This is a genomic window from Thiomicrospira sp., assembly GCF_036568485.1.
GTDB lineage: Bacteria > Pseudomonadota > Gammaproteobacteria > Thiomicrospirales > Thiomicrospiraceae > Thiomicrospira.
Genome location: NZ_DATCSL010000032.1, coordinates 1 through 23,378 on the forward strand (window position 1 = coordinate 1; position 23,378 = coordinate 23,378).

Consider the following 23,378-nt stretch of genomic DNA (forward strand, 5'->3'; position numbering starts at 1 on the left):
GGTTTCACCCATAAACCGCACACCACACACCACCAATACATCCGCATCTGACTGCGCACCAAAGTTGGCCATTTCCAACGAATCCGCCACTATGCCGCCGGTTTCTTCCGCCAAGGCTTGAAGATCGGCATCGACATAATAGTGCGCCACAATCTGCGCATTTCGCTGCTTCAAAAGTTTTTTAATGCGTGTAATTAACGCGGCTTTATCTTCCGCATTTAACTTTTGTGCGGGTGGCGCATCCGCCGCCAACTCGTTGATACGAGACACAAGTTGGAGCGGAATCTCTTTCTGTAAGTGGCTCATAGGCGACTACTTTGGCGCGTCTGCGACCTTTTTATTTAAACGCAGGTTTAACTCACGTAACTGAGCCATATCGACCAGGCCTGGTGCTTCCGTTAGCAAACACGCGGCTGACTGTGTTTTCGGGAAAGCAATGACGTCGCGAATGGATTCGCGTTCGGCCATCAACATAATTAAACGATCTAAACCAAACGCCATACCTGCGTGGGGTGGGCAACCATATTTCAGGGCGTTAAGTAAGAAGCCAAATTTATCTTGCGCATCTTCATCTGAAATACCTAATAATTTAAATACTGCGGCTTGCATTTTAGTTTCGTGAATACGAACCGAACCACCCCCGACTTCAATCCCATTGATCACTAGGTCGTAAGCACGCGCCAGCATTTGACCTGGCTCTTTACTGCTTAAAATTTCTTCTGTGGTCGCTTTGGGTTGAGTAAACGGATGGTGCATAGCGGCCACACGCGCGGTTTTTTCATCGATTTCAAACATCGGGAAATCAACCACCCAAACCGGTTTCCAGGCTTCGGTAAACAGCTTGCGATCTTCACCAATTTTGACACGTAAGGCGCCCAAGGCTTCATTCACAATCTTAGCTTTATCCGCACCAAAGAACACGATATCACCATCTTTAGCACCGACACGTTCAAGAATCTGCATCACTTGATCTGGGAAGAATTTGACAATTGGTGATTGCAAACCATCAATTCCGGCAGACATATCGTTAATTTTGATATAAGCCAAGCCTTTGGCGCCATAGATGCCGACAAACTTGGTGTAATCGTCAATTTCTTTACGCGACATATCGCCCGCACCCGGCACACATAAAGCGGCAACGCGACCATTCGGATCTTTTGCTGGACCAGCAAACACTTTAAAATCAATATCTTGCAATAAGTCCGCCACATCCACTAGTTCTAGTGGAATACGTAAGTCTGGGCGATCAATACCGTATTTTTTTACCGCATCCGCATAGGTCATGCGTGGGAAGTCATAGTCAAAATCAACGCCAATACCTTCTTTAAAGATGGTTTTGGTAAGCCCTTCCATCATGCCCATGACATCGGCCTCAGACATAAATGAAGTTTCAATATCGAGCTGGGTAAATTCAGGTTGGCGATCCGCGCGCAAGTCTTCATCACGGAAACAACGCGTGATTTGGTAATAACGATCAAAGCCCGACATCATCAACAATTGCTTAAACAACTGTGGCGATTGAGGCAAAGCAAAAAACTTGTTTTCGTGCGTACGACTTGGCACTAAATAATCACGTGCGCCTTCTGGGGTAGACTTGGTTAAAATCGGCGTTTCCATATCGATAAAACCGTTATTATCCAAATAGTTACGCATCGAACGCGTAACCTTATAACGCAACATTAAGGTTTTTTGCATTTCGTCACGGCGCAAATCAATATAGCGATACTTTAAACGCACCTCTTCACTGACTTGTTTGTCGTCTAGCTGGAAAGGAATCGGCTCGGCCATGCTTAAAACTTCTAGGTCTTTTGCCAACATTTCAACCATACCGGTTGGCAAGTTAGGGTTAGTGGTGCCTTCTGGACGTTCGCGTACACGACCCGTAATACTCAACACACACTCAGCACGTAGATGCTCGGCCTTCGCAAAAATCTCAGCCGTATCCGGGTCCACCACTACTTGCAACATGCCTTCACGATCACGCAAATCGATGAAAATAACACCACCATGGTCACGGCGGCGATGAACCCATCCCGCGACGCTAACCGTTTCACCAATTAAAGCTTCTGTTACTTGACCACAGTAGTGTGTACGCATTGTTTTTCCTTTCTTATTCAACAAAACAAATACAGCAGTTTACGAAATGTTCGCGCCATACTCTTTAATAATTATTCTTAAATGTTATTTTCGTTATCTTTACTAGGTTTATTCTCTAACGCTGGTTCAGCCCTGTCATTTGCAATTTCAAGATCCTGAACCGTAATCGCTTTTAATGTCGGCTCACTTGTGGGCTGTGGCCAAGGTGGTACCACCACCCCGCCAGAAATTACCATTTTTAACGCATCGTCTACCGACATATCCAACTCAACCACTTCATGCAAAGAGGCAATAATAAAAAAGCCGGAGGTCGGGTTGGGCGTAGTCGGCACAAATAAGTTTATGGTACCCACCACTCCGGTTTTAACCTGAGCTTCACCACGATTCTTACTGGTCTGAAATGCCAAAGTCCACAAACCTGGACGCGGATACTGAATCAAATAAACCTTTTGAAAAGTCTGATCCCCTGCACCAAATAAGGCTTCCGCAATCTGTTTAACCGCACTATATATCGAGCGAACCAACGGAATTTTAGATAAAAATCGCTCCCACCAACTCACTAAACGATGGCCTAAGATATTCGCCACCAACATACCCGTTAGCAAAATAATGCTCACCGAGACGACAATACCAAACCCAGGGATATCAAAACCCAACAAAGCATCAGGCTGGTACTTAGCAGGCAACAACAATAAGCTACGATCAAACAGACCAATTAAGAAACGCAAGGCTTCAAAAGTAATCCATAAGGGCAGCAAAACTAATAAACCTGCTACAAAATAGCGTTTTAAAACACCCATATCCACCCCGAAAAATTAAGCTCCACATTATACCTGAAACGAAACATCATGCGACACCAATCCACTTTCGCTCGTTCGATATTATTCCAACAATGGCTAGCGATAAAAACCGCTTTTATGTTAATTTGGTGACAATTCGTCAAGCTTTAAAGATTAGGACTCAAAAATCATGCCCACCCCTATCCTACCGCCACAAACAATTTTAATCACCGGTTGCTCAAGTGGTATTGGACATCATTGTGCTCATGCCTTACAAAACCTGGGCTATCGAGTGATTGCTTGCGCACGCAAAACGCAAGACTTGGCACGCCTGCGCGAAGAAGGCTTACACGTGATTCAACTCGACTTAGCGAATCCTGCATCCATTGACCAAGCTTGGTCAGAAGCGCTTGAACTCAGTAATAACCAGATTGATGCCTTATTTAACAATGCGGCATTTGGCTTACCTGGCGCGGTTGAAGATCTTAGTCGAGAGGCACTTGAACACCAATTTGCAACTAACGTCTTCGGCACTCAGCAACTCACCAATCTGGCCATTAAACACATGCGCCACCAGGGAAAAGGCCGTATCATTTACAACAGTTCGGTTTTGGGCTTTGCCGCCATGGCTTATCGAGGGGCATATAACGCCAGCAAATATGCGATTGAAGGCTTGGCCGACACGTTACGAGTCGAACTTAAACACGATCCGATCCAAATCAGCTTAATCGAGCCCGGCCCTATATTGTCGCAATTTCGAGCGAACGCTTATCGTGAATTTAAACAATGGGTTGAGCCTCAATCATCCCATTCAGTGCATCAAAAAAACTATCAATCCATGATTAAACGCTTAGCTAAAACAGAAGCCTCTGCACCTTTTACCTTAGGCCCAGAAGCGGTGAGCAAAGCTTTGCTGCACGCTTTGCAATCCAAGCGTCCTAAAACACGCTACCGTGTGACTTTACCAACCAAGGTTTTCGCTTTTCTTAAACGCTTGTTACCCACTCGCACTCTCGACTGGGTATTAGCGAAAGCCGGTGGCGATGGTCGACGCTAGACCAGGCCTGGTATAATAACCACAGCATCACAAATCAAAATTCAATTTAAGTAAACGAGCGCCCTGTGAACGCCCAATTAAAAGCCTATCAACAACATTTAGAAGCGGTATTAAACCAGACACTGGATCACTACCTACAAACCACACCCGAACCTTTAAACCAAGCGATTCGTTATGCCAGCTTAAGCCCAGGCAAACGTATTCGCCCAGCTCTCGTATTTGCAATTGGTGAAGGCTTGGGGCTCGAACGCCAGCAACTTGAACCAGCGGCCTGTGCGATTGAGTTGATTCACAGCTACTCGCTTGTGCATGACGATTTGCCCGCTATGGACGATGATGACTTACGGCGCGGCCAGCCCACCTGTCACAAACAATTTGATGAAGCCACCGCAATCTTAGTGGGAGATGCTCAACAAACCTTGGCTTTTGAAATCCTAACTAATGCCACACAGCTTTCAGCGCCGACAATTGTTAAAAGCTTAAATATACTATGCCAAGCCAGCGGGCCTAATGGCATGATTGGTGGCCAGATATTGGATATCCATAGTGAAAATAAACAGCTCGATTTAGCCAAACTCACCCAACTCCACCAGATGAAGACCGGCGCACTCATTAAAGCCGCATTATTGCTGGGTGCCGTGCCACATGCTGATTTTGAACAGCACCAGACCAGCTTATCAAAGCTCGGTGACGCGCTTGGCTTAGCTTTTCAAATACAAGATGACATTATTGATATCGAAAGCAACACCGAGACACTGGGGAAAACTCAAGGTCGAGACCAACAACTCAACAAATCGACCTTCCCAAATTTGCTCGGAATGCAAGCAGCCAAAACCCTACGTGACCAAACAATTGATCTGGCGCATAAACAGCATCAAAACTTACCTTTTCAAAGCCCCTTCCTGCATGATTTAATTAACTTTATTGCCCAGCGCCAACACTAATTTCGTTATAATTAGCTAAGCAACGCAGAATTCCACACAGTTTGATGTGATGGATTTACTCCTGCCACCCTCTTTTTGTGGATGCAAACAGCATCCCGCATGAATCCGCGTCTTACAACGCGTTGATTTTAAATAAATTAATGAGTAGAAGACTGAACTTATGGCACCGCAATTTACCCTTAAAACAATACTCGACTTTGCCGCGGCTCACAGTTTACGAGGCTATGATGGCGACTGTGCAAAACTGCATGGCCACAACTGGAAGGTTGAAGTGCAAGTGTGTGGCAACAGACTGAACGAGATTGGCATGTTGATTGATTTTAAAAAAATCAAACTACATGCCAAGCAGGCCGTCGAAGAACTAGATCATACCTTTTTGAACGACCACCCGCATTTTCAACGTGTCAACCCGACCGCCGAAAATATCGCGCAATACCTTTACACCGAAATGGCAAAACGCATTGAAACTGAAGACATCAAAATGCACAGCATCATCATTTGGGAAAATGATCGGAACTGCGTGATCTATTCTGAATAAACTGGGAGAACCCTATGAGTATAAGCAGTCACATAGAAAACAAAACCCTTCACCTCCAAGTGATTGGTGCCTTAACCGTTGATATTTTCAATGAATTCGAAAATGCTTACACTCAAAAACAACTCGACCACATTATTATTGATCTTTCGCAATGCAACCATATCGACAGCGGTGGTTTAGGTATGTTGTTGCAAATGCGTGATCGCATGGGGCAAGATGCCAACAAAATTACGATCAAAAACATGTCGCACGACATACAAAAAATATTTGAAGTGGTTCGATTCGAACAACTATTTAAGATGGTCTAGCCGATGAGTGAGCTGTTAATTACGGCCCTTTTAGGCTTGGTATTGGGCAGTTTTATTTCAATGCTCAGTTGGCGTTTACCACGCCTTATGTTCCACCCTGCTGATGAGCAACTAAAAGCCATTAGCCTTGAACGATCACAATGTCCGAAATGCGAGTCACCGTTAGCTTGGTATCAATTAATCCCTCTTATTAGCTGGCTAATAAGTTTAGGTCGTTGCCAAACTTGCAAACAAGCCATTTCTTGGCGTTATCCCATCATTGAAATCAGTGCGTCCGCCCTAGCCGTTCTCGCCATTTGGCAATTCGGGTTTAATATGAACGGGCTAATTGGTACTGTTTTTTTACTATGGCTCCTCACCATCAGCGTTATTGATCTTGAGCACCATTTAATTCTCGACAACCTTAGCCTGCCACTACTATGGCTTGGCTTAGTCATCAACGCGTTTGGCCAATTTACCGATCCGCAACAAGCAATATTAGGTGCGGTATTTGGTTATGGTGTTCTCTGGTTGATATATCAAATACATTTTCGACTAACCGGCAAACACGGCATGGGATATGGCGATTTTAAATTAACCGCCGCATTGGGTGCTTGGTTTGGTGTGAGCGCATTGCCACAAATTATTGTGATCGCCGCGATCAGCAGTTTAATTATTGCGATTCTGTTGATTATCACACGCAAACAAGCCTGGCAAAGCCATATGGCATTTGGCCCGTTTTTGGCTATTGGCGGTGCATTGCAATTGTTTTTGGGCGAACAAGCTTTAATTGAATGGTTACTATAGATAAAAATCGTTATACCTAAAGCAGTAGAAGCCGTAAAATTTAATCACGAATATGCTGAATAGAACACTGGAAAGGATGAAGCAGAAACCACCAGGCCTGGTAGTTTCAAAGGTGTGATTAAATCAAAGGATCAAAAACGGGGGTTTATGCCCCCAGTTTGACGTTTTCTAAGTCACACACCTTAGACATTTTTAGATTGTTGCTTTTGGCAAAATGCATCACATATTCAAACATGCTGGGATTTTTGACCTCCAGCTCCGTATCAATAATTAAACATTTCACACCATTATATAGTTCTGGATGTAAGAGTTCTGAATAAACCAAACGATGAGATTGTCCGTAGGAAGCCATCATCGAAGAAATACGGTCAATCCAATCACTCGGACGGAATTTACGTCCGTCTTCTGTCATACCTTCAATAATGTATTTGCAGTGTTGGGCCAAGACTTCACCACTTCTTTTGAATCAATTTAATTGAAGCAAATTTTAGCATAGTAATTTTTTTTTAATACCGTTGAAGCCATTTAATTTATTAAAAACCCCATTGATTCAGGCTATCGAGCTTCAAAAGTTACAATAAATAATTCAAAACTAATAAATTCAGCCGGTTTTTGGTAGGAGTCAGATACCTATTTGGCTTATAATAAACGGATTTTATGCCGCCCAAAAACGCAGGATACAGAACAAAGATGACGCAATATCAAACTGACGACCTTCGCATTAACCATATTACAGAAGTGCGCCCGCCAATTGATCTACACGAAAAGTTTCCCTTATCGGAAATCGCGTCCAAAACCGTGTATGAGACGCGTCAACAAATTCATCAAATTCTAGCCGGCGAAGATGATCGTTTATTAGTCGTCATTGGGCCCTGTTCGATCCATGACACAAAAGCAGGCATGGAGTATGCCCAGCGCTTAAAGCAACAAATTGATCAGTTCAATAAAGATTTGTTAATTGTCATGCGCGTTTACTTCGAAAAGCCGCGTACTACTGTGGGTTGGAAAGGTTTGATTAACGACCCGGACTTAAATGAAACCTTTCAAATCAACAAAGGGCTAGAGTTGGCGCGGGGTTTCTTAGTGGATGTAAATAACTTAGGTGTGCCCGCTGCAACCGAATTTTTAGATTTGATCTCGCCACAATACGTATCGGACTTAATTAGCTGGGGCGCGATTGGCGCTCGCACGACAGAAAGTCAAGGGCACCGTGAACTGGCCTCTGGTCTCTCCTGCCCGGTAGGTTTTAAGAACGGTACCGACGGTGGATTTAAAGTGGCGGTAGATGCCATTCGAGCGGCTAACAAACCCCATATTTTCTTATCGCTCACCAAAACAGGCCATTCAGCGATCTTCTCCACCACAGGCAACCAAGATTGCCATGTGATTTTGCGTGGTGGTAACTCTGGCCCTAACTACGAACCAGAATTTGTCGCTGATGCGGTCAATCAACTGAAAGCCGCCGAAGTACAAGCTCGTTTGATGATCGATTGTAGTCATGCTAATAGCAGCAAAAACCATGAACGCCAAATGATTGTCGCGCAATCGATTGCCGACCAATTAGCGCGTGGTTCTCAACATATTATGGGTGCCATGGTTGAAAGCCACCTGGTTGGTGGCCGCCAGGATGTCATCTCAGATCAAGATTTAGTTTATGGGCAAAGTATCACTGATGCCTGTATTGACTGGGATAGCAGTGTTAAGCTATTGGAAAACTTGGCACAAGGTGTGCAAGCCCGCCGCAAAATGAAAAACGTCTCACGTTAATTTTCCGCGGTGTCGCCCCTCCCTAGGGGCGACGACCAAAAACAACACCACTTAAAAGTGCTCGTAACCTCGGACACCTTCAACCCCCTCTAAACCATCGACCACCAGGCCTGGTGTTTGACGTGTTTTGCCAATCCGATGAATCGGAAGATTTAAGCGACCAGACAAGACTTCAATCGCTCCACGTTCACGCGGGTGTGCGGTAAAGCACAGTTCATAATCATCGCCTGCATTTAAAGCTTGAACAAGATTGGCCTGTCCCCAATTTTTGACAGCCTGACTCAATGGAATATCACTTAAATTCAAATCCGCCCCCAAATTGGAAGCCTGCAAAATATGGTTTAAGTCAGCCAACAAACCATCTGACACGTCAATCGCACTGGTTGCCACATTTCGCAAGGCTACACCAAGTGAGACTCGAGCTTGAGGTCGATTAAGGCAGTCTAACGCATAGATTTCTTGCGCATTATCACCGGCTCGGCCCGCTTTAGCTAGACTCAACCCCAAGCCGGCTTCACCAATCCCACCACTGACATAAATATCATCCCCCAACTTGGCACCACTTCTAAGCAAGGCTTCGCCATTAGGCACCCAACCCTGCGCAGTGACGCTAATGCACAAAGGGCCTTTAGTGGTATCCCCGCCAATTAACGGCATCGCATAAGGCTGAGCACAATCTTGCAAACCTCGGCTAAATTCCGCTAACCAGCTTGAGTTCGGATGGGGTAAAGTGAGCGCCAATGAATAAAAAGCCGGCTGCGCACCCATGGCGGCTAAGTCACTCAAATTTACGGCTAAAGATTTCCAGCCAATATCATAAGGCTCAGCATCCGGCAAAAAATGCACCCCACTGACTAACGTATCCGTTACCACCACCAGTTGTGATGCCAGCGGTGGTGTAATCAGGGCGCCATCATCGCCTATAGCTAAGTCACCAGGCCTGGTGGTTTGGCTTAAGGGTTTAAAATATTGCTCAATTAAATCAAATTCCATAAGCGGATTACCCAAAGCAAAAAGCCCACGCCAAATCAGATAGAGGCATCCGATGGATTGACGTGGGCTTGCTAATAAAATAGTTAAGCTGAAAATTCGACTGGGCGCAGCTTTTTCGCGACCTTGTCTAATACACCATTGATATATTTATGTGCGTCTTCAGCGCCAAAACGTTTAGTTAACTCAACCGCTTCATTAATCACGACCTTATAAGGAATTTGCATTTGGGTTTGCAATTCATAAGTCGCCATACGCAAAATCGTACGCTCAACCGGATTGATTAGCTTAGCGGAACGATCTATAAATTGTACATAGGCTTCATCTAACTGCTCGGCTTGCGCAGACACCTGTGCTAACAACTCTCTAAACCATTCGCGATCTAAATTAGACAGCAGCCCGTCTTCAAAAAACTGCTTTTCAATCAGGTAAACTTCTTCCTGGTTCACCTGCCACTGATACAAGGCTTGCAATGCCACACGGCGTGCTTGCGTACGCGGACTGGCTTGCGTTTCTTGCTCTTCAATTTCTTGCGACGGCTGCTTAATTAAGTCCGCCAATTCTTTTGGATCGTTCATTAAATCTGCTTCAGTACATTAACCATTTCAATTGCAGACAGCGCCGCTTCTGCTCCTTTATTGCCCGCTTTGGTGCCGGCGCGTTCAATCGCTTGTTCAATTGAATCAACGGTTAACACACCAAAGGCCACCGGAATGTTATGGTTCAACATGACCTGACTTAAACCCTTCGTGCATTCGCCCGCTACATATTCAAAATGTGGTGTACCACCACGGATCACGGCACCAAGCGCAACAATCGCATCATACTTACCAGACGCAGCCATTTTTTGTGCGGCAATCGGCATTTCAAACGCTCCCGGCACAAATACCTGTTCAATTGCATCTGCGCTGCCACCGTGACGCACAATCGCATCCACCGCACCTTGCACTAAATGATCCACCACGAAACTATTAAAACGCCCCACTAATATGCCAATTTTCATATTCTGTGCGGTTACATTTCCGGCAATTACTTTCATGTTTTTATCCTTGTTTTTCAATATATTCGGTGACTTCTAAACCAAAACCACTTAATGCATTCAGCTTCCAGGCCGAACCAATGACACGTAACTGTTTGAGTTCTAAGTCCGCTAAAATCTGTGCGCCCAGACCAAAGGTTTTCGCGTCATCCTCAGCCGCCACTTCAGGCACGCTGATCCCGCGATCCGACAACTGATAATGCGCAATTCGATCTAGCAATTCGTTCGCTTCTTCGTGTTTACGCAACAATACAATCACACCTGATCCAGCTTGCGCGACTTGCGCCATTGCTGAGCGTAACGGCCAACCACACTCTTCACGCTGGGCGCCCAATAAATCACACAAGGTATCTTGCATATGAACCCGCACTAAAGTCGGCTGGCTGGGATCAATTTTCCCATACACCAAGGCAAAGTGCGCTTTGTGATCTAGCGCATCCTCATAAGCAATCAACTTAAATTCACCAAACTCGGTCGGTAAGGCGCACTCAGAAACGCGTTCAACCGTTTTTTCGTTTTTTAAACGGTATTCAATTAAGTCCGCAATAGTGCCTAGCTTTAGACCATGCTCTTCAGCAAAGGTTTCTAAGTCGTCACGTCGTGCCATAGTGCCATCTTCGTTCATGATTTCAACAATCACAGAAGCCGCTTCAAACCCGGCCAAACGAGCCAAATCACAACCAGCTTCAGTATGGCCGGCGCGTGTAAGCACACCACCAGGTTGAGCCATAAGTGGAAAAATATGCCCTGGGGTAATAATATCACTTGGGGTCGCGTCGGATTTGACCGCCGCTTGAATCGTCACCGCTCGATCCGATGCTGAAATACCGGTTGAAACCCCTTGTGCGGCCTCAATTGAGACCGTAAAGTTGGTGCCATGTGGATCTTGATTGTCTCGAACCATTAAAGGCAAATGTAACTGCTTACAGCGCTCTTTGGTTAAGGTCAGACAAATTAAACCCCGCCCATAACGCGCCATAAAGTTAATATCGCTCGCTGTTACCGCCGAGGCTGGAATCAACAAGTCGCCTTCATTTTCGCGATCTTCATCATCCATCAGAATGACCATTTTGCCTTGACGGTAATCTTCTAAAATTTCTTCTATCGAACTTAGCTGCATGTTTTTCCTTTTATTCTCGCGACCTTGATAAAAAGGTTTGCGCGGGTAACCTATCGCGTATTTTGGGCTTTAATCAACCTAAATTATGACATAAAGCCATGCTGAGCTAAAAACTCAACATTTAAATCCGATTGAGTCGATTCAACTTTAGGCCCTGTTAATAAACGCTCTAAATAACGTGCTAACAAATCGACCTCTAGGTTAACTTGGGTGCCAAGTTGCCATTCAACTATATTGGTTTGAGTTCGTGTGTGCGGCACGATATTGACATCAAACACACAATCCTCGACCTGATTAACGGTTAAGCTGATCCCATTAATACATACCGAACCTTTTTGCGCAATGTAACGCGCGATCTCACGCGGTGATTCAATTTTATAACGCCATGAACGCGCCTCGGCTTCTATCGCTTTGACAATACCGACTCCGTCAACATGCCCACTCACCAAGTGCCCCCCTAATCGGTCTTGTAAACGCAGTGCTTTTTCAAGATTCACTTTGGCACCCACTTTTAACTGCCCTAGGGTCGTCACCTTTAAGGTTTCCGCTGACACATCAGCGACAAAGGATGTTGAGTCAAATTCTATCGCAGTTAAACAAACACCATTTGTCGCGATGCTGTCACCCAACTGCACATCCGACATATCCAAATCACCGACATCAACACTTAAACGCCAATCACCCTGACGTGGTTCAATCCGACGAATTTGACCCTGCGCTTGAATAATTCCTGTAAACATGGCGTGCCTTTTATTGTTTATGAGATTGAGCCAAATTATTGAGCGGCGAACCCAAACACAAAATGCCAATCATCGCCGACGGCCTCAACGGATTTGGTTTTTAAACCAATCCGATCCTGCATAGCAACCAAGTCAGGCAGCATTAAGAGTGGTTTGCCTTGATGCCCCATTAAGTGCGGAGCGACAAACCAATGCAACTCATCGACCAATCCCGCTTCAACAAAAGCACCCGCTACCATCGCGCCAGACTCGACCAACACATCGTTTATCTGCTCTTCTTGAGCTAAATAGTCTAAAACACTTTCCAAATCTAAACGATCGACATCTGCCTGAACCGCTACAATTTCAGCCCCTTTTGCCAATAAGCTTTCCACCACGTCTTCATTATTTTCTACTGACAGGTGACTGGTCATCACCAAAGTGCGTCCTGGCAAACTTAACATTTTAGCGTCCAGTGGCATGCTCAAGTTTGGGTCTAAAATCACTCGAATTGGATGACATAAAGCCTCATCCAAGCCAAGTTCAGCCATCATCTCAGCGGGCAAACGAACATTTAAGCTTGGGTCATCGGCTAACACTGTGCCAATACCACTAATAATCGCGCCATGACGTGCGCGCAACTTATGTACGGCCTCACGTGCCGCTTCTCCGGTAATCCACACACTTTCACCGGAGGCCATCGCCGTTCGGCCATCCACACTACTGGCCAACTTTAGGCGCACAAAAGGACGTTTTGTTTGCATACGTTTTATAAACCCCAAGTTTAATTGTGCCGCTTGCGCCGAATTTATTCCCACCTCGACCGAAATACCTGCCGCTTGTAAACGGGCCAAGCCTTGCCCTGCGACGCGAGGGTTTGGGTCTTGCATTGCAACGACGACTTGCTTAACATCTGCCGCTACTAAGGCATCGGCACAAGGTGGCGTTTTACCAAAATGCGAGCAAGGTTCTAACGTTACATAAACCGTCGCCCCTTTCGCTTGTTCGCCAGCCGCATTTAATGCTACGACTTCAGCGTGAGGCTCTCCGGCCTTTGCATGCCAACCTTCAGCAACGAGCTGGTTATCTTTCACAATCACACAGCCAACAGCGGGATTAGGACGTGTCGTGTATACCCCCTGCTTGGCAAGTTCGATGGCTCGATCCATCCAGGCCTGGTGGTTCACTATCATAAGATCCGACACTCAATCGCCCCATCCATATTCATCAAATCTTAACCACGCTCAGCTTTAGCCGCCGTTGCCTGTACGAGCCTTTCAATTTCTTCGCGAAACGCATTCACATCTTGAAAAGAACGATAGACTGAAGCAAATCGGACATAAGCGACCTGATCTAACTCGCGCAACGCTTGCATCACCCATTCACCAATTTGAGAAGAGGGAATTTCTCGCGAGCCTTCGGCCATCATTAACTTGGTAATATGGTTCACCATATCATCGATTCGGTCACTGGCCACCGGACGTTTTTCAAGCGCTTTAATTAAACCTCGACGAATTTTTTCTTCATCAAATCGTTCACGATTGCCATCTGATTTAACCACGCGAGGCAAAGATAGCTCAGCACTTTCGTAAGTGGTAAAGCGTTCGCCGCATTCCAAACACTCTCGACGACGACGCACTTGAACCCCTTCGGTTGCGAGGCGTGAATCGACGACTTTTGTATCTGGGGCATTACAGAAAGGACAATGCATAGAGGCTCCAACAAACAAGCACCAGGCCTGGTGCTTGTTGTTTTAAGAAAATGGATGATTACTTATAAACAGGATGTGCCGCACACAAGGCTTTAACCTTCTCGCGCACACCAGCAATTACGTTCGCATCCCAAGTTTCGTTAGCTTGATCACAGGCATCAATCACATCACACATCCAACCGGCCAGATCACGACAATCTTGCTCATCAAATCCGCGGGTGGTCGCAGCCGCGGTTCCCACTCGAATACCACTGGTTACAAATGGCGACATTGGATCATTCGGTACGGAGTTTTTATTAATCGTAATGTGTGCGTCGCCTAAAGCCGCGTCCACCAACTTACCGGTTAGTTTCTTATCAATTAAGCTCACCAAAAACAAATGGTTTTTAGTACCGCCCGAAACCACGTCTAAACCGCGCTGCATAAACACTTCAGCCATGGCCTGGGCATTTTTGATCACGTTTTGCGCATAAGTTTTGAATTCTGGTTCCATCGCTTCTTTGAAAGCCACCGCTTTAGCCGCAATCACGTGCATTAATGGGCCACCCTGAGTACCAGGGAAGACTAACGAATTCAGTTTCTTTTCGATTTCTGGGTTAGCTTTAGCCAGAATCAAACCACCACGTGGACCACGCAAAGTTTTGTGGGTGGTGGTAGTGGTCACATCTGCAATTTGCACCGGGTTAGGGTAAAGACCGGCGGCCACCAAACCAGCGACGTGTGCCATATCCACTAACAAATAAGCCCCTACACTATCAGCGATGTCACGGAAACGCTGCCAATCAACCACTTGCGAATAAGCCGAAAAGCCGGCAACGATTAACTTAGGTTTATGTTCTTTTGCTAAAGCCTCGACTTCCTCATAATCAATTTCGCCGGTTTCGGGATTCAAACCATACTGCACTGCATTGTAGATTTTGCCAGAGAAGTTCACTTTTGAACCATGGGTTAAGTGGCCGCCGTGTGCCAAGCTCATGCCTAAAACGGTATCGCCCGGCTCTAATAACGCCATGTAAACCGGTGCATTTGCTTGTGAACCTGAGTGAGGTTGCACGTTGGCATAGTCCGCACCAAACAATTTCTTAGCCCGCTCAATCGCCAAAGCTTCAATCACATCAACGTGTTCACAACCACCGTAATAACGTTTGTATGGATAGCCCTCTGCATATTTATTGGTTAAAACAGAACCTTGAGCTTCCAAAATGCGTGGACTGGTGTAATTTTCAGATGCGATCAGTTCAATGTGATCTTCTTGACGCTTCGCTTCGGCTGCGATCGCATTAGCAACATCATCGTCATAGCCAGCAATGGTCATGGTTTTATTAAACATGCAAGGACTCCAAATCGGTAAAAAATAGGGATAGTTTTAGGTAAGGGGTAATTTTAACAGCTGTCAAAAAAAATCACCATGCTAAATACGGTTAAGATCTTTATAAAAGCTGCAAATTTCGGTAAAGTGTTGAGCAACTTTATTGATATTGAATGGACACAGAAACCCCTATGGCACAATTTGTTTACACCATGAACCGCGTTGGAAAAGTGGTTCCACCGTCAAAACACATTTTAAAAGACATCTCATTGTCGTTTTTCCCGGGCGCGAAAATTGGCGTTTTGGGTTTAAACGGTTCAGGTAAATCTACCTTATTAAAAATCATGGCCGGGTTAGATACCGACATTATTGGTGAAGCTCGTCCCCAGCCCGGTATTAAAATTGGGTATCTTCCGCAAGAACCACAGCTTGATCCAACCAAAGATGTGCGCGGGAACGTGGAAGAAGCCGTGGCCGAAGTTAAAGAAGCGATGGCTAAATTAGACGAAATTTATGCCGCTTATGCCGAACCCGATGCCGACTTTGACAAGCTCGCTCAAAAACAGGCTGAAATTGAAGACATTATTCAGGCTATGGATGGTCATAACTTAGATCGCACGCTGGAAATTGCGGCGGATGCCTTGCGTTTACCGGCTTGGGATGCGGATGTCACCAAATTATCTGGCGGTGAACGTCGTCGTGTTGCTTTATGCCGTTTATTATTGTCAAAACCTGACATGCTGTTGTTAGACGAACCAACCAACCATTTAGATGCCGAGTCGATTGCTTGGCTAGAACGTTTTCTACTTGAATTCCCCGGCACTGTGGTGGCGATTACACACGACCGCTACTTCCTTGATAACGCCGCCCAATGGATTTTGGAATTGGATCGTGGTCAAGGCATTCCTTATGAAGGCAACTATTCTTCTTGGCTAGAGCAAAAAGAAAAACGTCTAGAGCAGGAGTCGAAACAAGAAGCTGCCCGTTTACGCACCATTAAACACGAGTTGGAATGGGTTCGTTCCAATCCAAAAGGTCGTCACGCCAAGTCGAAAGCACGTATGGCGCGATTTGACGAACTCAGCAGTATCGAAACCCAAAAACGTAACGAAACTAATGAAATCTTTATTCCGGTGGCTGAACGTTTGGGCGATAAGGTAATTGAAGTCAATCATATCTCTAAAGGATTCGGCGACCGTTTACTGATTGACGATCTAAACTTCAAGCTTCCACAAGGTGGCATTGTCGGTATTATCGGGCCAAACGGGGCGGGTAAATCCACCCTATTTAAAATGCTCACAGGCCAAGAGAAAGCGGATTCAGGTGACATCGTATTTGGCGAAACCGTCCAATTGTCTTACGTCGATCAAAGCCGCGATGCATTGGATGATAGCAAAACCATTTGGGAAGAGATTTCTGGTGGCGATGAAGTTTTCATGGTCGGTAATTTTGAAGTTAACTCACGCGCATATTGTTCACGTTTTAACTTTAAAGGCGGCGATCAACAAAAACGCATTGGCGAACTTTCGGGTGGTGAACGTAACCGTGTGCATTTAGCCAAAACCCTGCGTAAAGGCGGCAATGTATTATTGCTCGATGAACCAACCAACGATTTAGATGTTGAAACTTTACGCGCACTTGAAGACGCCCTGCTTGAGTTTGCTGGCTGTGCGGTGGTGATTTCGCACGACCGTTGGTTCCTTGACCGTATTGCAACCCACATGTTGGCGTTTGAAGGCGACTCTCACGTGGAATGGTTTGAAGGCAACTTCTCAGATTATGAGGCCGACTATAAACGTCGTAAAGGCGCGGATGCGGCTCAACCGCACCGCATCAAATATAAGCCAATAACTAAGAATTAATTAACTGGAGCATCCTGCAATGCCGCAAACAGATCAAACGCTACACTCACATATTGAAGCGATTGCCAACGCCATGCCTGACCCGATTTTTATTATGGGTGAAGATGGTACTTATTTAGACATAATAGGTGGCCAAGAACGTTCGCTTTATGCAGATGGTCACACCCTAATCGGCAAAACCTACGCTGAAGTTTTACCGGAAAAAATGGCCATGCGTTTTTTAAATGTGGTGCAAAAAGCCATTAAAACTCAGCGCTTACAAGAAATTGAATACCAATTGGCCAATGATGAAGTCCAAGGCATTGACCCGAATGGTCCGCAAGGTGGCCAATGGTATGAAGCACGTGTTTATCCATTGCAGACTGATGTTTATGGTCAACCTGCGGTCATTTGGCTAGCGATCAATATCAGCTCACGCAAACACATGGAAGAACAAATTGAACACTTATCTAAAAACGATGCGCTCACCAATTTTTATAATCGTGACTTCTTTTTAGATTTAGCCGATGAGTTAATCAACACCGCTAAACTAAACAAGCAGCCGTTATCTCTAATCAAAATTGATTTAGACTGCTTTAAAAATATTACTGATGGCTATGGCCACGAGCTTGGCGATAAAGCCATTTTAAATGCCGCCCATGCTATCCAGCAAACCGCCGGAAACCTGGGGCACATTGGACGCTTGAGTTGTGATCAATTTATGATTGTTTTACCAGAAGTAAAAGCCGTAGATGCGTTTCGCATCGCCAAACTGGCACAAGAAAAAATTTCGGGCTACAAAATCCGTTTGGATGAAAACACCGTTACCTGCTTAACCAGCCAAGCCGGTGTGACCGAACTTCGTCAACCCGATGAGGACAGTCGCACTTTATTTAACCGAGTAAACGACGCGATTCGCGAACTGCGTAGCAGTCGTGAAATTACAAAAATCATCTAAAAAAATAGATCTTAAGATCAAAGGATACAACATGAAAAAACTCAATCTCTTTAGTCTAGTAGCGTTAATGTTTGTACTACTCAACGCCCCACTCCAGGCGGCGGACGATGGGGCAAAAGTGGTCTATCACGTCGACTTTAATGATGTTACCCGTTATTCAGCTACGCTTACTTCGATTAATAACATTATGACCGCTTATGAAAACCAATTAATGAATGCCGATGTTCAATTAGTATTTGTGGGTCATGGTCTTCGCTTTACAACCGATGACGCCTTAAAAGGTACCGCTTATGAGCATGATGAAGCTTTATTGGAGCGTCGCGATGAACTTAAGGGCCGCCTAGATGCCTTGATGAACTCACGTGGCGTTAAAGTAAAACTATGTGACACAACTCGAGCTGAAGTAGGTTTATCTGAAGACAAACTTTATGACGGTGTTGAGCTGGTTGCTTCTGGTGTCTACGATATCGCAATTTTGCAAAGCGAAGGTTATGCTTACTTAAAAATTCAATAAGTTAGCATTTACTTTAGATACAAAAAAGCCGCGATTAACTCGCGGCTTTTTTTAAGCTTAATTAAACCAACAACAATTAATTACTCAATCTCTAACAACTTAACCTTGGTTAAACCGGTATCGTTTGCATAGTGTGTGATTTCAGCTGGTGAGGTAGCGCCAAGCTTAGTCATCAAGTTTTCACGATGCTTAGACACGGTGCGATCACTGATCTCTAACATTTCAGCGATATCTTTAGTCTTATAACCCTCAGCAATCAACTTAGTGACCTGCTTTTCGCGAACTGAAAGCTTACGCATGCCGCGTTTTTTCTTCATTGACAGGTCATCATCTAAGAAATTCGCCACGCTAGGTTGAATTTTAGTATGAACAAACCGCTCACCATCCATCACTTTACGCAAACCATCCAACAGTTCTTTTTTGCTCACTGACTTGGTCGCAATACCATGAATGCCTAACTCCAAAGCTTCCTGCCAAACACTTGGCGTTTCAGCTGCCGTTAATACGACAATTTTTGTGTCCTGATGACGGCGCTTCAATTGTGAAATGGTATTTAAACCATTTAGCTTTGGCATCGCCAAATCCAAAACAACAATGTCAGGTGATTTAGCACGTACCTGCTCCAAACAAGTAATACCATCTTCGGCTTCGGCCACGACTTTAAACCCGTCATCGGATTCAATCAGCGACTTTAAAGCCGCGCGCACTAAATCGTGATCTTCCGCTAACAACAAATTGATCTTTTTAGCCATGATAAAACACCCCTAATAATATGCTTAAAGTTCGCAAGTCGCTTGTAACTGAACAACGTGCGAACGAATTTTATGTAACCTTTCTAAAGCGTCTTGTGGCAATTCTTGCTGAATGGCCGTTTCCAAACTCTCTATATCAACCAACCAAGCATTTTGCTGAAACAGCATGCAGCTGCCTTTCAACCTATGTATCCAATCGCGACACGTCTCATACTGAGATGTTCGTAGACACAGCTCAAGTTCAGCTAGTAGGTATTCAACCTCCCTAATAAATTCAGGAAGCATTTCGGTTAAATCACTAGGTATTTTATCATGTATAAAATTTTTACAATCGTCTTTTTTTGGATTTTCTGAAGCTGGCGACATGGATAATCCAAATCGTTTAATTAATTGCACAGGATCTACTGGCTTAATTAAACAATAATCAAAACAAGGGTTTAACTGATCAAGCACCGCTGGCTCGGCACTAATTAAAAACAAACCTTTTAAGTTAACCTGCTGGCCGTCCATTTGGAACTGCCTAATATTCTGACAGAGCTGATCACCATTTAACTTAGGCATAAAACTGTCCAAAATCACATAATCAAATGTCTGGTTTTGCAATAAGTGCAGAGCTTGCTCTCCGTCTTCGGCCTCAACCCAGTCAATATTTGGATGGGTTAATTGATTGATTAAAAGACGTCGACTCAATGCTGAATCATCGGCTAATAACACACGAATCTGAGAGGCCTCAGACACCTTATCTTGCGTAAGACTGGTAGCTTGATTTGCGTTTTCGCCCCCCTCCAACCATGGCAAATGCACGGTAAAACGGGTCCCTTTACCCACTTCAGATTCGAGCTGAAGCTGCCCTTGCATAGCTCGAACCAACGACTGAACAATAAATAAACCCAAACCCGACCCTATAGTCTCACCCGCTTGGCTTTGCAACAACTGGTGAAATGGTTTGAACAGATGCGCTTGTTGTGAGGCAGACAAACCTGGCCCCGTATCTTGGACTTGAAATCTTACCCCTTTAGCGTCACGTTGCCAGTTCAACGCAACCTGTCCCTGCTGAGTGAATTTGATGGCATTGGCTAATAAATTGAGCAGAATTTGCTTTAAACGAAACGCATCACCATTTAACCAAACATCAGCATCGACTGGCTGAAACACCAACTTAATCGCTTTATCGCCTAACAATTTAAGTGACATGGCTTCTAATTCATGCAGAACGCTTTGTAGATTAAATGGCTGCCGCTGAATAATTAAGCGCTGATTCGCTACTTGTGCCAAACCTAATAAATCATTAACCGACATGGAAACCTGCTGCATGGCAGACTCAAGTAACCACCAGGCCTGGTGGTCGCTTGCATGGTTATTTTGAACCAAGTGGTGTGTTTTTAATTCAGCCAGCGTCACTTCGGCCACGCTCAAAGGTGAACGCAGTTCATGCGTCCAAATCGCGTAAAACTGATTTAGGGCTTTTGCGTCAGCCAACTCTTTAATTAGTCGTTGGTTTTTCTTGGTTTGTTTAGCCCATTTTTTTAACAGTTTTTTGCGCTTCATTATGCAACCTATGGGTTTTTGAATGAAAGATGCGTAAAATGATACCAATAATTTATAAGCCTAGGGATAGATCCGCATCCGGACAAAAAAAGGCTCATTCATTTTAAAACTTTATTAATTCAAAAAAGACCGTCTTTAACCATGTCAAAAACTCGTATAGAACAAGATAGCATGGGATCCCTTGAGGTTCCGGCCAACGCACTTTACGGCGCGCAAACCCAGCGTGCAATTAACAACTTTCCGATTAGTGGGCGCGGAATGGCGCCGGCTTTTATCCACGCTCTCGCCTACGTCAAGCTTGCTTGCGCGCAAGCAAATTTGGATTTAAACCAAATCGAACAGCCCAAGGTTGATGCGATTGAACAAGCCGTCAAGCAGATTTTGAGCGGCCAACATGATCACCAGTTTCCAGTGGATGTATTTCAAACTGGCTCTGGCACGAGCACTAACATGAATATAAATGAGGTGATCGCAAACTTAGCTAGCCAGCTCAGCCAAGTTAAAATTCACCCTAATGATGATGTCAATATGAGCCAAAGCTCGAACGACGTCATTCCAAGCAGCATTCACGTAAGCGCGGCTTTGGTATTAGAGCAACAATTAATTCCAAGCTTAAAACATTTAGCCGATACTATTAAAGCACGTGAAACTGAACTTGATGATGTGGTAAAAACCGGACGCACCCATTTAATGGATGCCATGCCAATCCGTTTTAGCCAGGAGTTATCGGCTTGGGGAGCACAAATTGCCGACAACATTGCGCGCCTTGAAAATACAAAAATACGTTTATTAATGTTACCTCAAGGCGCCACTGCCGTAGGCACAGGCATCAATGCTCACCCTGAGTTTTCAACACGTTTTTGCGAAAAACTTTCACAGTTAACTCAGCAAAACTTCAGCCCAATGCCGAACCTATTCATCGGGCTCAGTTCACAAGACACGGCACTTGAGTTAAGCGGTCAGCTTAATGTATTAGCGGCCAGTTTAATAAAAATCGCTAATGATTTACGCTGGATGAACTCGGGCCCCCTAGCCGGTTTAGGCGAAATTCAGTTACCCGCTTTACAGCCAGGAAGTTCAATTATGCCAGGTAAAGTGAACCCAGTTATTCCTGAAGCGGTAGCGATGGTAGCGGCGCAAATAACGGGCAATCATATGGCGATCACAATTGGTGCCCAGTCTGGCAACTTCCAGCTTAACGTCATGCTACCGATGATTGCTGACAACTTACTCAACAGTTTAAACTTGGCCAGCAATGCGGCTAGACAGTTAGCAGATCAAGCTATCGCCGGATTTGAGGTTAATCAAACTCAGCTTAAAAAAGCGCTCGACATTAACCCAATCCTAGTCACGGCTTTAAATACTGTGGTAGGCTATGAAAAAGGCGCGGCTATTGCTAAAGAAGCATACCGTAGCGCGCGCCCTGTGCTCGAGGTCGCCTTAGAAATGACGGATTTGGATGAAGCCACTTTATTAGGTTATTTAGACCCAGCCAAGCTTACGCATGGCGGCACGCCATCGGTGTAAAGCCGAAGCAATCATTTATAAAACGAAAGAAAGGAAACCTCATGGCCGTAATCAATCTAACCCTCGCCCAATTTGACGAAACCATTAATAATAACGACATGGTTATTTTAGACTTTTGGGCAGAATGGTGTGGTCCTTGCAAACAATTTGGCCCTGTTTTTGAGGAAGTATCTGAAAAACATCCAGACATTGTGTTTGCTAAAATCAATGTCGAAGAAGAGCAAGAGTTAGCTGGTATGTTTCAAGTGCGCTCGATCCCAACGCTTGCTTTAATGCGTGAAAAAGTGGTGGTTTATGCCAACCCTGGCGCGATTCCAGCCAGCAACTTAGAAGAAGCGATTGCTCAATTGCGTGGTTTAGACATGCAGAAGGTTCATGAAGACGTCGCAAAATCGCAACAAGCGGATCAAGTCCAAAGTTAATTTGGCTTAAGCATAAATTTCAAGCGGCGGCAGTTTAGCCAACCGCTTGATTAAATCTGAACGCGTAATCATGCCAATCATTTGATGACCGTCTTCAGACATGACTGGCAAAGATCCTATCCGATATTGACTCATCATAAAGGCCACTCGGCGCACGTCAACATTTGCTAAGGTTGTCACCACTTCTGGATTGGCAATATCCATAATGGCACGATCGGCCGGCGTTTGAATTTGATTCGCTTGATTCACGATCACATGGCGCAACAATTCTTGCGACGAACAAATCCCCACCAACCTCTGCCCATCTACCACCGGAATATGCTGAATCCGTCGTTGCTGCATAATATCCCAAGCTTCAGTTAAGGTAGCACTGGGTGGCAAGCTAATCACCGGACTGGACATAATCTCCGACACCGTTACGACTACGTGCCGATCACTCATGGTTTCAAGCTGTTTTTGGTATTGACCCAATGCATAATTAGCACGCTGGTGGCGCTGAGCTTCGGCTGGGTAATCCTTATCCAGCTCCATCATGGTTTCTTTAAATTCGGCCGGTGTCACTGGGTTGACTTTCGTGGCTTTATTGGTCGGCTCAGCACCAATAAAATTGCGACCTTCTGGACTGTAAACCACAAACATACTCACCGCCTTT

At 45.0% G+C, this 23,378-nt stretch carries 26 protein-coding genes; 11 read left to right on the forward strand and 15 right to left on the reverse strand.

Going from position 1 to position 23,378, the window contains the following annotated elements:
- The 3 genes from nadA to VIM91_RS03090 form a co-directional block, all read right to left on the reverse strand.
- Window positions 1–306: quinolinate synthase NadA (gene nadA, locus VIM91_RS03080; RefSeq protein ID WP_331863354.1), on the reverse strand; the 306-nt coding region annotated here is incomplete at its 3' end.
- Between the two features lie 6 nt (window positions 307–312).
- Window positions 313–2,097 carry an aspartate--tRNA ligase gene (aspS, locus tag VIM91_RS03085; RefSeq protein ID WP_331863355.1) on the reverse strand — a complete coding sequence of 595 codons (1,785 nt, stop codon included), beginning with the start codon at window positions 2,095–2,097 and terminating at the stop codon, window positions 313–315.
- A gap of 77 nt (window positions 2,098–2,174) precedes the next feature.
- The gene (locus VIM91_RS03090) at window positions 2,175–2,897 is read right to left on the reverse strand and encodes a DUF502 domain-containing protein (protein WP_331863356.1); all 723 of its coding nucleotides are present in this window, start codon (window positions 2,895–2,897) and stop codon (window positions 2,175–2,177) included.
- Window positions 2,898–3,066: 169 nt separating this feature from the next.
- On the opposite strand from VIM91_RS03090, the gene VIM91_RS03095 reads away from it, so the two are divergent.
- The 5 genes from VIM91_RS03095 (at window position 3,067) to VIM91_RS03115 (ending at window position 6,509) form a co-directional block, all read left to right on the forward strand.
- Window positions 3,067–3,933, forward strand: a complete 867-nt coding sequence (locus tag VIM91_RS03095) for an SDR family NAD(P)-dependent oxidoreductase (protein WP_331863357.1) — start codon at window positions 3,067–3,069, stop codon at window positions 3,931–3,933.
- Window positions 3,934–3,998: 65 nt separating this feature from the next.
- Entirely contained in the window at window positions 3,999–4,877 is an 879-nt protein-coding gene (locus tag VIM91_RS03100; RefSeq protein WP_331863358.1) for a farnesyl diphosphate synthase, read from the forward strand.
- Window positions 4,878–5,037: 160 nt separating this feature from the next.
- Window positions 5,038–5,415, forward strand: coding sequence for a 6-carboxytetrahydropterin synthase QueD (gene queD, locus VIM91_RS03105; protein WP_331863359.1), 378 nt, complete (start codon window positions 5,038–5,040; stop codon window positions 5,413–5,415).
- 14 nt (window positions 5,416–5,429) lie between these two features.
- Complete coding sequence (locus tag VIM91_RS03110) at window positions 5,430–5,723, forward strand: STAS domain-containing protein (protein ID WP_331863360.1); 294 nt, start codon at window positions 5,430–5,432, stop codon at window positions 5,721–5,723.
- A 3-nt stretch (window positions 5,724–5,726) separates the two neighbouring features.
- Window positions 5,727–6,509: an A24 family peptidase gene (locus tag VIM91_RS03115; RefSeq protein ID WP_331863361.1), complete on the forward strand. Its 783-nt coding sequence runs from the start codon at window positions 5,727–5,729 to the stop codon at window positions 6,507–6,509.
- A gap of 145 nt (window positions 6,510–6,654) precedes the next feature.
- Here the strand turns inward: VIM91_RS03115 and VIM91_RS03120 are convergent, their stop codons facing one another.
- The gene (locus VIM91_RS03120; RefSeq protein WP_331863362.1) at window positions 6,655–6,954 is read right to left on the reverse strand and encodes a DUF3579 domain-containing protein; all 300 of its coding nucleotides are present in this window, start codon (window positions 6,952–6,954) and stop codon (window positions 6,655–6,657) included.
- A gap of 245 nt (window positions 6,955–7,199) precedes the next feature.
- On the opposite strand from VIM91_RS03120, the gene VIM91_RS03125 reads away from it, so the two are divergent.
- On the forward strand, window positions 7,200–8,276 hold the full coding sequence (locus VIM91_RS03125) for a 3-deoxy-7-phosphoheptulonate synthase (protein WP_331863363.1): 1,077 nt from the start codon (window positions 7,200–7,202) through the stop codon (window positions 8,274–8,276).
- A 51-nt stretch (window positions 8,277–8,327) separates the two neighbouring features.
- Here the strand turns inward: VIM91_RS03125 and thiL are convergent, their stop codons facing one another.
- From thiL to glyA, 8 genes are all read right to left on the reverse strand, one after another.
- Complete coding sequence (gene thiL, locus VIM91_RS03130) at window positions 8,328–9,269, reverse strand: thiamine-phosphate kinase (protein ID WP_331863364.1); 942 nt, start codon at window positions 9,267–9,269, stop codon at window positions 8,328–8,330.
- Window positions 9,270–9,352: 83 nt separating this feature from the next.
- Entirely contained in the window at window positions 9,353–9,844 is a 492-nt protein-coding gene (gene nusB, locus VIM91_RS03135; RefSeq protein WP_331863365.1) for a transcription antitermination factor NusB, read from the reverse strand.
- Complete coding sequence (gene ribE, locus VIM91_RS03140; RefSeq protein WP_331863366.1) at window positions 9,844–10,305, reverse strand: 6,7-dimethyl-8-ribityllumazine synthase; 462 nt, start codon at window positions 10,303–10,305, stop codon at window positions 9,844–9,846. Before ribE ends, nusB begins: the two co-directional genes overlap by 1 nt.
- A 4-nt stretch (window positions 10,306–10,309) precedes the next feature.
- Window positions 10,310–11,425, reverse strand: a complete 1,116-nt coding sequence (gene ribBA, locus VIM91_RS03145; RefSeq protein ID WP_331863367.1) for a bifunctional 3,4-dihydroxy-2-butanone-4-phosphate synthase/GTP cyclohydrolase II — start codon at window positions 11,423–11,425, stop codon at window positions 10,310–10,312.
- 83 nt (window positions 11,426–11,508) lie between these two features.
- Entirely contained in the window at window positions 11,509–12,165 is a 657-nt protein-coding gene (locus tag VIM91_RS03150; protein WP_331863368.1) for a riboflavin synthase, read from the reverse strand.
- Window positions 12,166–12,200: 35 nt separating this feature from the next.
- Window positions 12,201–13,349, reverse strand: coding sequence for a bifunctional diaminohydroxyphosphoribosylaminopyrimidine deaminase/5-amino-6-(5-phosphoribosylamino)uracil reductase RibD (gene ribD, locus VIM91_RS03155; RefSeq protein WP_331863369.1), 1,149 nt, complete (start codon window positions 13,347–13,349; stop codon window positions 12,201–12,203).
- A 29-nt stretch (window positions 13,350–13,378) separates the two neighbouring features.
- Window positions 13,379–13,855 (reverse strand): transcriptional regulator NrdR, encoded by a 477-nt coding sequence (gene nrdR, locus VIM91_RS03160; RefSeq protein ID WP_331863370.1) that lies wholly within the window; start codon window positions 13,853–13,855, stop codon window positions 13,379–13,381.
- 58 nt (window positions 13,856–13,913) lie between these two features.
- Entirely contained in the window at window positions 13,914–15,185 is a 1,272-nt protein-coding gene (gene glyA / locus VIM91_RS03165; protein WP_331863371.1) for a serine hydroxymethyltransferase, read from the reverse strand.
- A gap of 170 nt (window positions 15,186–15,355) precedes the next feature.
- Between glyA and ettA the strand changes: the two genes are divergently transcribed.
- The 3 genes from ettA to VIM91_RS03180 are packed head-to-tail and all read left to right on the forward strand — an operon-like array spanning window position 15,356 to window position 18,477.
- Complete coding sequence (gene ettA, locus VIM91_RS03170; protein ID WP_331863372.1) at window positions 15,356–17,026, forward strand: energy-dependent translational throttle protein EttA; 1,671 nt, start codon at window positions 15,356–15,358, stop codon at window positions 17,024–17,026.
- A 19-nt stretch (window positions 17,027–17,045) separates the two neighbouring features.
- A complete protein-coding gene (locus tag VIM91_RS03175) occupies window positions 17,046–17,963 on the forward strand; it encodes a sensor domain-containing diguanylate cyclase (RefSeq protein WP_331863373.1) in 918 nt (305 codons plus the stop codon).
- Between the two features lie 31 nt (window positions 17,964–17,994).
- Window positions 17,995–18,477, forward strand: coding sequence for a DsrE family protein (locus VIM91_RS03180; RefSeq protein WP_331863374.1), 483 nt, complete (start codon window positions 17,995–17,997; stop codon window positions 18,475–18,477).
- 80 nt (window positions 18,478–18,557) lie between these two features.
- On the opposite strand, the gene VIM91_RS03185 is transcribed toward VIM91_RS03180, so the two are convergent.
- Window positions 18,558–19,229 carry a response regulator transcription factor gene (locus tag VIM91_RS03185; RefSeq protein WP_331863375.1) on the reverse strand — a complete coding sequence of 224 codons (672 nt, stop codon included), beginning with the start codon at window positions 19,227–19,229 and terminating at the stop codon, window positions 18,558–18,560.
- 24 nt (window positions 19,230–19,253) lie between these two features.
- Window positions 19,254–20,777, reverse strand: a complete 1,524-nt coding sequence (locus VIM91_RS03190) for a hybrid sensor histidine kinase/response regulator (RefSeq protein ID WP_331863376.1) — start codon at window positions 20,775–20,777, stop codon at window positions 19,254–19,256.
- A gap of 141 nt (window positions 20,778–20,918) precedes the next feature.
- Here VIM91_RS03190 and VIM91_RS03195 point away from each other — a divergent pair, with 141 nt between their 5' ends.
- Both VIM91_RS03195 and trxA read left to right on the forward strand, forming a co-directional pair.
- Window positions 20,919–22,304, forward strand: a complete 1,386-nt coding sequence (locus VIM91_RS03195) for a class II fumarate hydratase (RefSeq protein WP_331863377.1) — start codon at window positions 20,919–20,921, stop codon at window positions 22,302–22,304.
- A gap of 41 nt (window positions 22,305–22,345) precedes the next feature.
- Window positions 22,346–22,726, forward strand: a complete 381-nt coding sequence (gene trxA / locus VIM91_RS03200; RefSeq protein WP_331863378.1) for a thioredoxin — start codon at window positions 22,346–22,348, stop codon at window positions 22,724–22,726.
- A gap of 6 nt (window positions 22,727–22,732) precedes the next feature.
- Here trxA and VIM91_RS03205 read toward each other — a convergent pair whose 3' ends face one another.
- Entirely contained in the window at window positions 22,733–23,365 is a 633-nt protein-coding gene (locus tag VIM91_RS03205; protein WP_331863379.1) for an HPP family protein, read from the reverse strand.
- Window positions 23,366–23,378 lie beyond the last annotated feature (13 nt).

Coding starts and splice junctions, on each gene's coding strand:
- aspS (WP_331863355.1), bottom strand. CDS start 2,097: ATGCGTACACACTACTGTGGTCAAGTAACAGAAGCTTTAATTGGTGAA.
- queD (WP_331863359.1), top strand. CDS start 5,038: ATGGCACCGCAATTTACCCTTAAAACAATACTCGACTTTGCCGCGGCT.
- VIM91_RS03175 (WP_331863373.1), top strand. CDS start 17,046: ATGCCGCAAACAGATCAAACGCTACACTCACATATTGAAGCGATTGCC.
- VIM91_RS03090 (WP_331863356.1), bottom strand. CDS start 2,897: ATGGGTGTTTTAAAACGCTATTTTGTAGCAGGTTTATTAGTTTTGCTG.
- VIM91_RS03125 (WP_331863363.1), top strand. CDS start 7,200: ATGACGCAATATCAAACTGACGACCTTCGCATTAACCATATTACAGAA.
- glyA (WP_331863371.1), bottom strand. CDS start 15,185: ATGTTTAATAAAACCATGACCATTGCTGGCTATGACGATGATGTTGCT.
- ettA (WP_331863372.1), top strand. CDS start 15,356: ATGGCACAATTTGTTTACACCATGAACCGCGTTGGAAAAGTGGTTCCA.
- nusB (WP_331863365.1), bottom strand. CDS start 9,844: ATGAACGATCCAAAAGAATTGGCGGACTTAATTAAGCAGCCGTCGCAA.
- VIM91_RS03180 (WP_331863374.1), top strand. CDS start 17,995: ATGAAAAAACTCAATCTCTTTAGTCTAGTAGCGTTAATGTTTGTACTA.
- VIM91_RS03110 (WP_331863360.1), top strand. CDS start 5,430: ATGAGTATAAGCAGTCACATAGAAAACAAAACCCTTCACCTCCAAGTG.
- ribBA (WP_331863367.1), bottom strand. CDS start 11,425: ATGCAGCTAAGTTCGATAGAAGAAATTTTAGAAGATTACCGTCAAGGC.
- ribE (WP_331863366.1), bottom strand. CDS start 10,305: ATGAAAGTAATTGCCGGAAATGTAACCGCACAGAATATGAAAATTGGC.
- VIM91_RS03115 (WP_331863361.1), top strand. CDS start 5,727: ATGAGTGAGCTGTTAATTACGGCCCTTTTAGGCTTGGTATTGGGCAGT.
- VIM91_RS03190 (WP_331863376.1), bottom strand. CDS start 20,777: ATGAAGCGCAAAAAACTGTTAAAAAAATGGGCTAAACAAACCAAGAAA.
- nrdR (WP_331863370.1), bottom strand. CDS start 13,855: ATGCATTGTCCTTTCTGTAATGCCCCAGATACAAAAGTCGTCGATTCA.
- VIM91_RS03205 (WP_331863379.1), bottom strand. CDS start 23,365: ATGTTTGTGGTTTACAGTCCAGAAGGTCGCAATTTTATTGGTGCTGAG.
- trxA (WP_331863378.1), top strand. CDS start 22,346: ATGGCCGTAATCAATCTAACCCTCGCCCAATTTGACGAAACCATTAAT.
- thiL (WP_331863364.1), bottom strand. CDS start 9,269: ATGGAATTTGATTTAATTGAGCAATATTTTAAACCCTTAAGCCAAACC.
- VIM91_RS03095 (WP_331863357.1), top strand. CDS start 3,067: ATGCCCACCCCTATCCTACCGCCACAAACAATTTTAATCACCGGTTGC.
- VIM91_RS03195 (WP_331863377.1), top strand. CDS start 20,919: ATGTCAAAAACTCGTATAGAACAAGATAGCATGGGATCCCTTGAGGTT.
- VIM91_RS03150 (WP_331863368.1), bottom strand. CDS start 12,165: ATGTTTACAGGAATTATTCAAGCGCAGGGTCAAATTCGTCGGATTGAA.
- VIM91_RS03185 (WP_331863375.1), bottom strand. CDS start 19,229: ATGGCTAAAAAGATCAATTTGTTGTTAGCGGAAGATCACGATTTAGTG.